General features: G+C 62.7%; 10 protein-coding genes. 1 reads left to right on the top strand and 9 read right to left on the bottom strand.

Annotated features, from left to right (window positions below; translation table 11 throughout):
• Positions 1 to 18: 18 nt before the first annotated feature.
• A complete protein-coding gene (locus tag FQ705_RS22525; RefSeq protein WP_144144445.1) occupies positions 19 to 3129 on the bottom strand; it encodes an EAL domain-containing protein in 3111 nt (1036 codons plus the stop codon).
• 157 nt (positions 3130 to 3286) lie between these two features.
• On the bottom strand, positions 3287 to 3763 hold the full coding sequence (locus FQ705_RS22520) for a nitrate reductase associated protein (protein ID WP_144144443.1): 477 nt from the start codon (positions 3761 to 3763) through the stop codon (positions 3287 to 3289).
• 106 nt (positions 3764 to 3869) lie between these two features.
• Here FQ705_RS22520 and fdhD point away from each other — a divergent pair, with 106 nt between their 5' ends.
• Complete coding sequence (gene fdhD, locus FQ705_RS22515; protein ID WP_144144441.1) at positions 3870 to 4709, top strand: formate dehydrogenase accessory sulfurtransferase FdhD; 840 nt, start codon at positions 3870 to 3872, stop codon at positions 4707 to 4709.
• Positions 4710 to 4757: 48 nt separating this feature from the next.
• Here the strand turns inward: fdhD and FQ705_RS22510 are convergent, their stop codons facing one another.
• From FQ705_RS22510 to nudB, 7 genes are all read right to left on the bottom strand, one after another.
• Positions 4758 to 5528 carry an enoyl-CoA hydratase gene (locus FQ705_RS22510; protein ID WP_144144439.1) on the bottom strand — a complete coding sequence of 257 codons (771 nt, stop codon included), beginning with the start codon at positions 5526 to 5528 and terminating at the stop codon, positions 4758 to 4760.
• A 149-nt stretch (positions 5529 to 5677) separates the two neighbouring features.
• Entirely contained in the window at positions 5678 to 6877 is a 1200-nt protein-coding gene (locus FQ705_RS22505; RefSeq protein WP_144144437.1) for an acetyl-CoA C-acyltransferase, read from the bottom strand.
• 41 nt (positions 6878 to 6918) lie between these two features.
• Positions 6919 to 9354 (bottom strand): 3-hydroxyacyl-CoA dehydrogenase/enoyl-CoA hydratase family protein, encoded by a 2436-nt coding sequence (locus FQ705_RS22500; protein ID WP_144144435.1) that lies wholly within the window; start codon positions 9352 to 9354, stop codon positions 6919 to 6921.
• A 119-nt stretch (positions 9355 to 9473) separates the two neighbouring features.
• Positions 9474 to 11261, bottom strand: coding sequence for an acyl-CoA dehydrogenase C-terminal domain-containing protein (locus FQ705_RS22495; RefSeq protein WP_144144433.1), 1788 nt, complete (start codon positions 11259 to 11261; stop codon positions 9474 to 9476).
• Positions 11262 to 11359: 98 nt separating this feature from the next.
• Positions 11360 to 11959: a TetR/AcrR family transcriptional regulator gene (locus FQ705_RS22490; RefSeq protein ID WP_091796739.1), complete on the bottom strand. Its 600-nt coding sequence runs from the start codon at positions 11957 to 11959 to the stop codon at positions 11360 to 11362.
• A 289-nt stretch (positions 11960 to 12248) separates the two neighbouring features.
• Positions 12249 to 13508, bottom strand: a complete 1260-nt coding sequence (clsB, locus tag FQ705_RS22485) for a cardiolipin synthase ClsB (RefSeq protein ID WP_144144431.1) — start codon at positions 13506 to 13508, stop codon at positions 12249 to 12251.
• Complete coding sequence (nudB, locus tag FQ705_RS22480) at positions 13505 to 14008, bottom strand: dihydroneopterin triphosphate diphosphatase (protein WP_144145745.1); 504 nt, start codon at positions 14006 to 14008, stop codon at positions 13505 to 13507. Before nudB ends, clsB begins: the two co-directional genes overlap by 4 nt.
• Between the last annotated feature and the right edge of the window lie 142 nt (positions 14009 to 14150).

The following is a 14150-nucleotide window of genomic DNA, read 5'->3' as shown; positions in this document are numbered from 1 at the left end:
TGCAGCGCGTGGGGACGCTTAAACCGTGGCCAGATCGCGTCCCACGCCGCCCTGCAACAACTCGGAAATCGCTTCGGTGGTCAGGGGCTTGGCGAAGTAGAAGCCTTGCATCTCGTCGCACGCGCGCTCTTTCAGGAAATCGAGTTGCGCCGAGGTTTCCACCCCTTCGGCGATCACCTGCAACTTCAGCGAATGCGCGAGCGCGATGATCGCCGAGGTGATCGTCTCGTCGTCGCCCGATACGCCGATGTCCGACACGAACGAACGGTCGATTTTCAGGCGATCCACCGGGAAGCGCTTCAGATAGCTCAGGCTCGAATAGCCCGTGCCGAAGTCGTCGATGGCCAGGCCGATGCCCAGTGCGTGCAGCTCGTTGAGCATCGATACGGCCTCTTCGGCGTTGCGCATGATGGTGCTTTCGGTCAATTCGAGTTCGAGGTACTGCGGCTCGAGCCCCGTCTCGGCCAGCACCTGCATCACCAGTTTGGCGATATCGCGCTGCTGGAACACCCGCGCCGACAGATTCACCGACACACGCGCCGGCGGCAGACCTTCGTCCTGCCACGCCTTGTTCTGACGACACGCTTCGCGCAAGACCCATTCGGAGAGCGGTCCGATCAGGCCGCTTTCTTCCGCGAGCGGAATGAATGCCGAGGGCGCAATCAGCCCGAACTCTGGGTCGCGCCAACGCACCAGCGCTTCGGTGCCGACGATCTGCCCAGTCTCGATATCCACCTGCGGCTGGTAGTGCAACAGGAATTCGTTGTCGCGCAACGCCCGGCGCAGACGCCGTTCGAGATTCAGCCGCACGCCCGCGCTCGCGTTCATTTCCGGCTGGTAGAACTGGAACGTGTTGCGGCCCATGTCCTTTGCGCGATACATCGCGAGATCGGACTTTTTCATCAGCGTTTCCGCGTCTTCCCCGTCTTGCGGGAAGAGGCTCGCGCCCATGCTACAGCCCACGTACAACTCGGTACCGTCGAGCCATACCGGCTCGGAAATCGACAGCCGCACGCGCTCCATCCACGCGATCAGCGATTGTTCGTCGACCGTGTCGGTCATCACGATCACGAACTCGTCGCCGCCATGGCGCGCCACCGTATCGCTCGTGCGCGTACAGCGCGCCAGCCGCTCGGCGACCACACTTAGCAGACGGTCGCCGACGCTGTGACCCAGGCTGTCGTTGACGTTCTTGAAGCCGTCCAGATCGATGAACACGACCGCGACGCCCTTGTGCTGCCGTTGCGCGACGATCAACGCATGCTGCAAGCGGTCGCGCAGCAGATTGCGGTTCGGCAGGCGCGTGAGACTGTCGTAGTTGGCCTGATATTCGAGCTGTTCCTGGTAGCGGATCAGATCGGTCACATCGTTGATTACGCCGATGTGATGGGTAATCACGCCTTCCGCATTCGGCACCGGCGCGATGAACAGCTGATTCCAGAACAGCGCGCCGTCCTTGCGGTAGTTGCGCACCACGGCGCTCACCTCGCGATTCGCCACGAGCGCCTGGCGGATCAGTGCGACGCCTTCCTGATCGCGGTCGTCGCGTTGCAGCACGCGGCAATCGTGGCCGATCACCTCGGCCGGATCGTAGCCGGTGATGCGCATGAAGGCCGGGTTCACGTATTCGATCAGGTTGCCTGTCGGTGACGGCGCGGTGATCAGAATCGCGTTGACGCTCGCATCGAGCGCGCGGCTTTGCAGACGCAGCGCGAGGTCGGCGCGTTTGCGCTCGGTGATGTCCGTGTACGAGCCGAGCACGCCGATCACGCGGCCGTCGCCGTCGGTGAACGGCAGCTTGCTCGTGACCGTGGTGCGGTGCACACCGTCGATCATCAGATCGACTTCGAAACTCATCTTCGGCACGCCCGTGCTCACCACTTCCTGGTCGTGCTTGTTGAGCAGATCGGCGAAGGCACGCCACGGCATGTCGGTGTCGCTTTTGCCGACCACCTGCTCGGGATAGGCGAGCCCGGCATCGCGCGCGAACGCCATGTTGCAGCCGAGATAGCGCGACTCCAGATCCTTCCAGAAGATGCGTTGCGGAATGTTGTCGATCACTGCTTCGAGCATCTGGTTCGAGCGATGCGCTTCGGCTTCGGCGTTGATCTGCTCGGTGACGTCGTCGGCCAGCACGAAGAACGCGGCGCGGCCGAGGAAATTCATCGCGTGATACGAGATGTCGGCGCTGATCGTCGTCCCGTCCTTGCGACGGTGATGCCAGACGCCCGCCATGGTGCGGTTGCGCGAGGTCGCGTCGCTGCGTTGCAGATGCGATTCGAGGCGCGCAATTTCGGCATTTGGCCGGATCGCGCGAATCGTCATGCCGAGAAATTCGGATTCGGAATAGCCGTATTGCTGGATCGCAGCCGCGTTGACGGCGAGAAAACGCAGCGTCTCGCGATCGAAGATATACATCGGCACCGGATGATCGTCGAACAGGCCGCGAAAGCGTTCGTCGTTGCGCCCCAGCGCGCGCACGGTGCGCAGCTTCTCGCGGGCGCTGCTTTCGCGCGCGCCGAACGTGAAGATCAACAGCACGCTGCCCGCGAGCATCGTCACGATCAGCAGGAACATTGCGCGCTGGGTTTCGACGCCGGACGCCGCCAGCGACGCTTGCAAGGCGCGGTTTTCCGCACCGCGCAGTTCGGCCAGGTCGGCTTCCACCCGGTCGAGGCCCAGTCCGAGATGCGTGTAGGTCGAGGCCGCCCAGGCGCGCGAGGCACTTGCCCCGGCGTCGGCACTCTTGAGCAACGCGTCGTTGATGTCGTGCTGCAGCGTTTGGCTATCCGCGCTCAATTTGGCCAGTGCGCCGAGCATGGCGGGTTCGCCGATGAGTTCCTGGCGCAGCTCGCGCTCCAGTCCCGTCAGCGTCGTGGTCATCGCGGTGGCCGCGTTGACCGGCGCGGATTCACCCGTAGCCTCGAAACGGCCGAGCGCAGCGAGGCCACCGTCGAGCGCCGTGTGATAGGCGTCGAGGTTCTGGCGCACGCTCGTCGAACGCAGCATGCGGGCATCGGCGTCGCGTTGGCCGCAAATCTGCGTGTAGGCGACGAACGCGTTTGCGCCGACCGCCGCGGCCACGACCGCGATATTGATCAGCAGCCGCTTCGAGAGAAAAAGATTCATGGGTTCCGAACGTCAATCGTTCTGCCGGCGGGAGCGCGTAGTCGCTGTCGATGCAAGGACGGCACCGATGCGGATTTTTTTACGCGCCAACCCATGGATAACGGCAGCGTTCGGAGCGGGTTGAGGGTGGAGAGTGAAAAAAACTGGCCGGGAGCACCTAGCCGGCCGCACCAAATTCCTTCATCGCCGGGATGAAGTCGTGATTGGCGTCGGGCTTGCGCGACAGTTTAGTGAGTACGTAACGCTTGAAAGGGGCAAGTTCGGCCCATTGCGCGACGCCCGGCGTGGCGAGCCCCGCCAGCCCCGCCTGATGCGCGACGCCTGGCGGCACGCTGTCGGTGCGCCGCCAGGCGGGCGATTCTTCCGGCGTGAACCATTCCGGCTCGACATTCGCATGGGTGCGCAGCATTTCGAACAGGGCGTGATCGAAATTCGGTTCGATCTCGGCGTCTTCCTCGACCGGGAAACGCGCCAGCAGCTTGCGGTCTTCGAGCGGCAGCAACTGCCACTGCGCAAGCGAGATGCGCAGGCCGAAGCGGTCGAGATTGAAGCGGACCGACATCGGAATGAAGGTGAAATTCTCCGAAGACGCGACTTCGAAGTCGAACAGAAGCGGTGCTTCGTTGAGTCCCATGACAGTGTTCCTTTTGAGGGTGGACGGCACGCAAGCCCAGCTTGAGGTATTTTAGAACCTAATTCGCGCCGCAGCGGCGCGTAGCAAGGTAAAGGAGTCACTGAGCTTGAACGAACTGGAAACCGCCGGACAGCCAGGCGCGGTGGAGCGCAAGGTGCACCGGCACCGCGGCACCGAAGTCGAAACCGTTATCGACCACGTCGGTCAGGAATGGCCGGTCGCGCTCGTCTTCAACGGCATTTCGCACGCGGTGATGATGTGCACGCCGCGCGATCTGGAAGCGTTTGCGGTCGGATTCGCGATTTCGGAAGGGATCGTGGCGCGCGGCGCCGACATTCAGGACATCGAGGTCGAACTGCACGACGACGGCGAATTGCCACATGCCGAAGTGCAATTGCAGGTGGTGCAGCAGGCCTTCGTCGCGCTGAAGGAAAAGCGCCGCGCACTGGCCGGACGAACGGGCTGCGGCGTGTGCGGAATCGAGAGCATCGATCTGCTCGATCTTGAACCGGAGCGGGTACCGGACACGGGCTTCTTTCAACGGCTCGCGCCGGACGCGATCGCGCGCGCGGCCCGCGATTTGCCGGAACACCAGGCGCTAACCCAATTGACCGGCGGTCTGCACGCCGCCGCATGGTGCGACGCGTCAGGCGCGATCCGTTACGCCTTCGAGGATGTCGGCCGCCACAATGCGCTCGACAAGCTGATCGGCCAGCTCGTGCTCGACCGGGCGGATACGAAAGACGGCTTCGTGTTTCTCTCGAGCCGCGCCAGCTACGAGCTGGTGCGCAAGGCCGCGCGCGTCGACGTGCCGATGGTCGCGACGATCTCGGCGCCGTCGTCGCTCGCGATTGCGATTGCCCGCAAGGCGGGCGTGCGGCTGGTGAGCTTCTGCCGCGAGAAAAGCTACGTCGACTACGATACTTTGCAGCCGACGCCTGGCTGAAAGTCGCCAGAAGCGTTCAGGTGCGTGAATGCGCCTGAACGCGGCATATCAGTCGAATTGCCGGAAATCCGGTTTGCGCTTTTCGAAGAACGCCTTGAACGCCTCGCGCGCTTCCGGTGCGAGCAGCATCTTGCCGAAATGCACGGCTTCTTCCGACATCTGCGTGTGCAGTTCCTGGTGGCTCGCGTGCTTCATCAAACTCTTCGTCACGCGCAACGACGAAGCCGGCAGCGCGGCCAGCTTCGCGGCTTGCGAAGCGGCGAACGCGTCGACTTCAGCAGCCGGCAGCAGACGATTCACGAAACCCATGCGTTGAGCTTCGGCAGCGTCGAACGCCTCGCCGAGCAGCAACTTTTCCGCCGCCGCCTGATAGCCGCCCACGCGCGGCAACAACAGACTCGACGCCGCTTCGGGACATAACCCCAGTTGCGCGAACGGCAGCGAGAAGCTGGCCGTGTCCGCCGCGTAGACGAGATCACAATGCAGAAGCAGCGTCGTGCCGATGCCGACCGCCGGCCCCGCCACCGACGCCACCACCGGCTTTTCGGCCGAGCTGATCGCGCGCAGGAACTGGAACACCGGCGCGCTTTCGCCCATCGGCGGCGTCTTCATGAAGTCTTCGAGATCGTTGCCGGCGCTGAAAATGCCGGCGCTGCCACGAATCAGGATCGCGCGCACCGACGCATCGCCTTGCGCTTCGACCAGCGCGTCGGCCATGGTCTGATACATCGCGGCCGTGATCGCGTTTTTCTTGTCGGGCCGGTTGAAGGCAATCGTCAGCACGCCGTCGGCGCGCTCGACCAGGATATCCATCGTCATCTCCTTCATCTCTTCGGGTTGCTGCTGAGAATGTAAAAAACGGTTCGCAAGCCTGGCCTGCGAACCGTTCTGCGATCTTTACGAGGTCGGCCCCTGGATAACCTCGGGGCTGCACTCGAGGATCGGAGCGAACATCGTGTCGAGCACGCTTACAGGCGCTCGATGATGCCCGCTGCGCCCATGCCGGTGCCGACGCACATCGTTACCATGCCGTACTTGAAGTTGCGGCGGCGCAGGCCGTGCACCACCGTCGACGCACGAATCGCGCCCGTCGCGCCGAGCGGGTGACCGAGAGCGATCGCGCCGCCGAGCGGATTGATCTTCGACGGATCGAGGCCCAGATCCTGAATCACCGCCAGCGATTGCGCGGCGAACGCTTCGTTCAGTTCGATCCAGTCCATGTCCTCGATCTTCAGGCCTGCTGCCTTCAGCGCAGCCGGAATCGCTTCCTTCGGACCGATGCCCATGATTTCCGGCGGCACGCCACGCACGGCGAAGCTGACGAACCGCGCGAGCGGCGTGAGGTTGAACTCCTTGAGCATCTTTTCCGACACCACGATCAGCGCGCCGGCGCCGTCCGAAGTTTGCGAGCTGTTGCCTGCGGTGACCGAACCCTTGTTGGCGAACACCGCGCGCAGCTTGGCGAGACCTTCGAGCGACGTTTCCGCGCGCGGGCCTTCGTCGAGCGAGATTTCGCGGGTCTTGATCCTGACCTCGCCGGTGGCGAGATCCGGGAAACGCTCCGTGATCGTGTACGCAGCGATTTCGTCGTTGAATTCACCAGCTTGCTGCGCCGCGATTGCGCGACGGTGCGATTCGACCGAGAACGCGTCTTGTGCTTCGCGGCTGATCTTCCAGCGCTCGGCCACTTTCTCCGCCGTCAGGCCCATGCCATAGGCGATGCCGATGTCTTCGTTGCGATCGAAGATGTGCGGCGACATCGACGGCTTGTTGCCCATCATCGGCACCATGCTCATCGATTCGCATCCACCGGCGATCATCGCGTCCGATTCGCCGACGCGGATGCGGTCAGCCGCCATCGCGAGCGCGGTCAGACCCGAGGCGCAGAAACGGTTCACCGTGACGCCGCCGACCGTGTTCGGCAGACCGGCCAGCAGCGCGCCCATGCGCGCGACGTTCAGGCCTTGTTCCGCTTCCGGAATCGCGCAGCCGATGATCGCGTCTTCGATCACTTTCGTGTCGAGGCCGGGCACTTGCGCCACGGCGGATCTGATCGCGTGCACCAGCAGTTCGTCGGGGCGCGTGTTCTTGAACATCCCGCGCGGCGCCTTGCCGATCGGCGTGCGGCTCGCGGCGACGATGTATGCGTCTTGCAATTGCTTTGCCATTTGAAGCTCCTATGTCTTGCTATTCGCTCTACGCTCGTCGCTCAGTTACGCACCGGCTTGCCGGTTTGCAACATGCCCATGATCCGTTCCTGTGTCTTTTGCGTGCCGAGCAGATCGACAAACGCGCGACGCTCGAGTTGCAGCAGCCATTCTTCGTCGACCAGGCTGCCGGCTTCGACATCGCCACCGCACACCGCTTCAGCGATGCGGCTCGCGATCAGGAAATCATGCTCGCTGATGAAACGGCCATCGCGCATATTGACTAGCGAGGCCTTGATCGTGGCGATCGCCGAGCGGCCCGCCACCGGCACTTGCGTGACCCGCAGCGGCGGACGATAACCCGCAGCCGACAGCGCGCGCGCTTCCTTCTTCGCGACGTCGAGCAGCTCGAACACGTTGAAGACGATCGTGTCGGACGGTTTCAGGTAACCCATCGTGCGAGCGTCGAGCGCGGAAGCCGAAACCTTCGCCATCGCTGCATTCTCGAACGACTTCTGCACGAACTTCAGCAGGTCGTTGGTCGCGCCGACTTGCGTCGCCGCTTCCGCAGCGCGCAAGGCCGCTTCCTTCAGACCGCCGCCTGCCGGCACGAGGCCGACGCCGACTTCGACCAGACCGATATAGCTTTCGATGTGGGCAACACGCTTCGCGCTATGCAGCGCCAGTTCGCAGCCGCCGCCGAGCGCGATGCCCGAGACCGCCGAGATGACCGGCACGCTCGCGTACTTCACGCGCAGCATGCCTTGCTGGAATTTCTTCACGAACGGCTCGATGCCCTTCGCGCCGCCCATCATGAAGGCGGGCATGGCTTCTTCGAGGTTCGCGCCAGCGGAGAACGGGCCGCCCGGCGTGCCGAGTTTCAGCGACGTCGGCTGCCACACCACCAGACCCTTGTAGTCCTTTTCGGCCAGCTCGATTGCTTGCGTCAGACCGTCGATCACCGACGGTCCGATCGTGTTCATCTTGCTCTTGAACGACACGATCAGGACGTCGTTCTCGCCCGCACGGTCGTCGACCCACGCGCGCACGGCGTCCGTTTCGAACAGCGTCTTGCCGTAGGTTTTCGGATCAGCCGAAGTTTCGCCGACGAGCGGTGCACGGAACACCTGCTTGTCGTAGATCGACAGCGACGAGCGCGGCACGAAGGTCTTCGACGCCGGCGACCACGAACCTTCGTTCGTATGCACGCCGCCCTTTTCGGCCACCGGACCTTCCAGCACCCACGACGGCAACGGCACGCTCGAGAGCGCCTTGCCTGCCGCGATATCTTCCTGAACCCACTCGGCGACCTGCTTCCAGCCAGCCGTCTGCCAGCCTTCGAACGGACCTTCGTTCCAGCCGAAGCCCCAACGGATCGCCAGGTCGACGTCGCGCGCGTTGTCAGCGATCGATTCCAGATGCACGCCGATGTAGTGATACACGTCGCGGAAAATCGCCCACAGGAATTGCGCCTGCGGATGCTCCGATTCGCGCAAGAGCTTCAGACGCTCGGCCGCCGGGCGCTTCAGAATGCGGCCGACCAGTTCGTCCGCCTTTGCGCCGCCTTCGACGTACTCGCCCGTCTTCGGGTCGAGCACCTTGATCGCCTTGCCTTCCTTCTTGTAGAAGCCGCCGCCGGTCTTCTGACCGAGCGCGCCCTTCTTCACCAGTTCGGCCAGCACGGCCGGCGTTTCGTAGACCGGGAAGAACGGGTCGTCGCCCAGCGTGTCCTGCATCGTCTTGATGACGTGCGCCATCGTGTCGAGACCGACCACGTCGGCGGTGCGGAACGTCGCCGACTTGGCGCGGCCCAGACGCGAACCCGTCAGGTCGTCCACTTCGTCGAAACGCAGGCCGAACTTCGCGGCTTCGGTAATGACGGCGAGGATCGAGAAAATGCCGACACGGTTGGCGATGAAGTTTGGTGTGTCTTTCGCGCGCACGACACCCTTGCCGACCACGCTCGTCAGGAACGATTCGAGTTGATCGAGAATTTCCGGACGCGTGGTCGCGGTCGGGATCAGCTCGACCAGATGCATGTAGCGCGGCGGATTGAAGAAGTGCACGCCGCAGAAGCGCGCCTTCAGTTCATCCGGGAAACCTTCCGACAACGCCGTGATCGACAGACCCGACGTGTTGGTCGCGAAAATCGCGTTCGGGGCGAGGTGCGGCGCGACCTTCTTGTACAGGTCGTGCTTCCAGTCCATCCGCTCGGCGATCGCTTCGATCACGAGGTCGCATTCAGCGAGCTTCTCGATGTCGTCGTCGTAATTCGCGGGCTGGATGTATTGCGCGTCGTCCTTCACGCCGAACGGCGCCGGCGACAGCTTCTTCAGATTCTCGATCGCCTTGAGCGCGATGGCGTTCTTCGGGCCTTCCTTGGCGGGCAGGTCGAACAGCAGCACGGGCACCTTGGCGTTGATCAGGTGCGCGGCGATCTGCGCGCCCATCACGCCGGCGCCGAGCACGGCTACCTTGCGAATGATCAGATTGCTCACGTCGTTCCTCCGGGGAGTTATGCGGTGTCGCGAAGGTGCATGGACGCTTCGCGAGATGTGGCAGATGCAGACGCCGCGCGATTCATATCAGAACGCGCGGCGTCTGCCGTGATGTGGCTTTAGAACAGCGACTCTTCGACGTCCATCATCGACTTCGAACCGGCGCGTGCCTGACGGATCGTCATGGCCGTTTCCGGCAGCAGCTTCGCGAAATAGAAACGGGCCGTGGCGAGCTTGGCCTTGTAGAACGGATCGCCCGACGCTTCCTTATCCAGCGCGATGCGTGCCATGCGCGCCCAGAAGTACGAGAACACCAGATGACCGACGGTGCGCAGATACGGCACGGCGGCGGCGCCGACTTCGTCGGGGTTCTGCATGGCCTTCATGCCGATTTCCATCGTCAGCTTCTGCACCTTTTCGCCGATGTCGGCGAGCGGGTTGATGAACTCCTGCATTTCCGGCTTGATGCCTTCGGCTTCGACGAAATCCGACACCAGCTTGCCGAACTTCTTCATCTTCGCGCCCATGTCGCCGAGGATCTTGCGGCCCAGCAGGTCGAGCGCCTGAATCGCGTTGGTGCCTTCGTAGATCATGTTGATACGCGCGTCGCGCACGTACTGCTCCATGCCCCACTCGGCGATAAAGCCGTGGCCGCCGTAGATCTGCATCGCGTGGTTGGTGCTTTCGAACGCGTTGTCCGACAGGAACGCCTTCAGGATCGGCGTGAGCAGCGCGACGAGGTCGGCGGCTTCCTTGCGCGCCGCTTCGTCGGCGTGCGACAGTTCCTTGTCGATGTGCAGCGCGGACCAGTACGAAAACGCGCGCGCGGCTTCAGCGTAGGCTTTCTGCGTGAGCAGCATGCGGCGCACGTCCGGATGCACGATGATCGGGTCGGCGGCCTTTTCCGGGGCCTTCGGGCCGGTCAGCGAACGCATTTGCAGACGCTCTTTCGCGTACGTCAGCGAGTTCTGATAAGCGACTTCGGTCAGACCCAGGCTTTGCATGCCGACGCCCAGACGTGCGGCGTTCATCATCACGAACATGGCGTTCAAGCCCTTGTTCGGTTCGCCGACCAGCCAGCCCGTGGCGTTGTCGAGATTGATGACGCAGGTGGCGTTACCGTGAATGCCCATCTTGTGTTCGATGGAACCGCACTTCACGCCGTTGCGCGCGCCCGGCTCGCCGGCTTCGTTCGGAATGAATTTCGGCACGATGAAGAGCGAGATGCCCTTGGTGCCGTTCGGTGCGCCCGGCAAACGCGCGAGCACCAGGTGAACGATGTTCTCCGCGAGATCGTGTTCGCCGCTGGAGATGAAAATCTTCGTGCCGCTGATCGCGTACGAGCCGTCGCTGTTCGGTTCGGCCTTCGTGCGCAGAATACCGAGGTCAGTGCCGCAATGCGGTTCGGTCAGACACATCGTGCCGGTCCAGACGCCAGCGACCAGCTTCGGCAAATAGCGCTGCTGCAACTCCGGCGTGCCGTGTGCGTGCAGACACTCATACGCGCCGTGCGACAGACCCGGATACATGGTCCACGCCTGATTCGCCGAGTTCATCATTTCGTAGAGCGCGTTGTTCACGAACGCGGGCAGGCCCTGGCCGCCGTATTCGGGATCGCAGCCCAGTGCCGGCCAACCGGCTTCGACATACTGTTGATAGGCTTCCTTGAAGCCCTTCGGCGTGGTCACGACGCCGTCGCCGACGTACGTGCAGCCTTCCTGGTCGCCGCTGTGGTTGAGCGGGAAAAGCACTTCGGAGCAGAACTTGCCGGCTTCCTCGAGCACCGCGTTGATCGTGTCGGCGTCGAGATCCGCGTGCTTCGGCATCTGCTTGATTTCGGCTTCGACGTTAAGCAGTTCGTGCAACACGAATTGCATGTCGCGCAGCGGCGCGGCGTACTGTCCCATGACTCTCTCCCAAGTTTGACAAGAAGCCAGGCTGTTAGCAGAGTCCGTGGATCGGAGCTTTCTTTGCCGCTGAAACTTGAAGAGGTTCGGCGGCGTGGCTAACGGCTTTCGCTTTGATACGAAACAATCAATTTTTCCAGCGCGGCCCACGTGAGGCGCACAGCATCCGGCAGATGCAGGAAGCGCGCGTCGTGATGTAGACCGAGCGTGAAGCTGTACAGTTCGAAGAGCATCAGTTGCGGATCGGTATCGGCACGCAGATGGCCTTCTTCCATGGCTTGCGAAATCGCACGCGTGAGGGCCGCACGCCAGATCGTCACGCTCGACACCAGCTGTTCACGCACCGGGTTATCCGCGCGATCGTCGTATTCGACGGCGCCGCTGATGTAGATACAACCGGTGGTGACTTCCTGAATGCGTTTCTCGATCCAGCGGGAAATCATCGCGCGCAAGCGCGGCAAGCCACGAGGCTCGCGCAAGCTCGGGAAAAACACCTCGTCTTCGAAACGACGGTGATATTCGCGCACGACTTCGACCTGCAAATCCTCGCGCGACCCGAAATGCGCGAACACTCCGCTTTTGCTCATCTGCATGCGCTCGGCCAGCAACCCGATCGTCAGACCTTCCAGTCCGTCGCGGCTTGCCAGATCGAGTGCGGCTTCGAGAATCGCGGCTCGCGTTTGTTCGCCTTTTCGCATAGCTTTTTACCGTTCTAATGTGACCGAAAGAAAATCGAACGGCCGTACTATTATTGAGTGCTGCCGTCCGCTAAACAAGGACTTTATTAGAAACCGGTTTCTAACCTGGTTTCAATTCTGCGGCATCCGTCAATCAGAGGAATCAGATTTTTTAGAGGCGTTTGCCTTGAGGTATTTGTTGCCGGTCAAGGCGCGCGTGGCGCAGCAGCGCCGACATGATGCAGCAAGCAAACGGGATCGGCTACCGGGGACGTCCCTTGGACGGTCCCTCGAAATCCGTTGCCTACGCTTAGTCGTAGCCCCCCACCGTCAGCAGTTTCATTGCTGCACGGTAGATCGTGTAGGCGATCCAGTTGAGTGCGCGCTCGCCGGCCGGGCGGGCGTCGTAGTGCGCCTCGTCGATGCGGCGCGCGTCTTTGAAAGCGACGAGAATCGCTTCGCGCAGGGCCTCGATGGCTGGGTCGTTGACCAGCACCACGTTGGCTTCGTTGTTGAGCATGAGGCTCAGCGCGTCGAGATTCGACGAGCCGACGGTCGCCCAGTTCGAATCCACCACCGCTACCTTGCCGTGCAGCAGGGTTTTCTCGTACTCGGCGATGTGAACGCCGGCCTTGAGCAAGGAACGGTACAGGAACGGCACCGCGTAATCGAGCGCCCGAAACTCCTTGCGCCCGATAATCAGCTTCACTTCGACGCCGCGCCGCGCCGCCAGCACCAAGGCGCGCCGCAGTTTGCGCCCCGGCATGAAGTAAGGATTGGCCAGCAGGATCTCGCTGCGCGCCTGGCCGATCGCGGTCAGGTAGGCCTTTTCGATCGCGCGCCGGTTGATCAGGTTGTCGCGCGCGACGAACGCCACGCACGGCAGACCGCCCGCCCACAATTGTTCATTGCGACGTTGCCGACGCCGCCGCAGGCTGCCGAGCGAAGCCATTGTTTTCGGACCGAGGTCCGGCTGCATGGACTCGAGCGGACGGTGTCCAAGGCGGATGCGCCGCCATTGCACCTCGAACGCCTGGCGGATATCGGCGACCACCGGTCCGCGCAATTCGACGGCGAAGTCCCAGCGCCGGAACGGCAGGCGCTCGCCATTGTTCTCGTAGTCGTCGACGATGTTGATGCCGCCGCAAAAGCCGTACTGATCGTCGATCACCGCCAGCTTGCGGTGTGTCCGCGAGAAGCCGAAACGGCCGAACAGGTGCGGGTTGTAGATGCGATGGTCGACGCCGGCCATCGGCCACTCGTTGAACATCGGCAAACGGGCCGTGCCGATGCCGTCGGTGATCACGCGCACTTTCACGCCGCGCCCGGCGGCGCGCAGCAAGGCGGCGCTGACCGACTGGCCGGCTTTGTCATAGCAGAAGATATAGGTTTCGAGAACGACGTCGTGCTGCGCGGCGTCGATACGCTCGATCAAGGCGCTGAAGAACTGATCGCCGGAACGCAGCAGTTTGACTTCGTTGCCGCTGGTGAAGCGGTAACGTTGCCAATAACGGCGGCCGAGCAGCGATTGCCGCAGTCGGGCGAAACGGCGCGCGCTGCCGACGCTCACGGGCCACCCTCCGCGGGATGCTCGAGGCTCGCGCGCTGGCTGAGCCGCTTGGGCAGCTGCAGGATCGCATCCGCATTCGACGAGGAAAAGCAGCGTGACGCCGCTTCTTCATACGGCAGCCAGAGAAATGCGGTGTGCTCGCGCGGTGCAAGCCTCACATTGAGTTGCTCGGGCACCTGCACGCTGAACCAGTGTTCGGTGTTGTGGATCACGCCTTCGGCATAGCGATGCCGGAACTCCGGATAGATCTCGTATTCGATCGAATAGCGCCAGTCGAACAAGGCGCTTTGTTGCACCAGCCTGCCGCCGACCACGATGCCGGTCTCTTCGGCCACTTCACGCGCGGCCGTTTCGACGAGCGGCTCGTCGAGCCGATCCCTGGAGCCCGTGACCGACTGCCAGAAGCCCGCATGATCGGCGCGCTCGATGAGCAGCACCTCAAGTGCGGGCGTATGAATGACGACGAGTACGGATTGTGGAATCTTCGGCGGTTTCGGCATGGCGTGAAAACTGGGCGCAACGCTTGCGCGGTACATGTCGGCGACCGGTCGAGGGGACGGTCGAAAGCTTGGCATCGACTGTAACGCAAAAAAAGAAAAAGGCGCGTGACGCGCCTTTTTCGTGTGCTTCAGCTGTCGTTTT

The sequence above is a fragment of the Paraburkholderia sp. BCC1884 genome, assembly GCF_900996225.1.
Taxonomy (GTDB): domain Bacteria; phylum Pseudomonadota; class Gammaproteobacteria; order Burkholderiales; family Burkholderiaceae; genus Paraburkholderia.
This window is presented reverse-complemented; position numbering and strand designations above follow the sequence as displayed.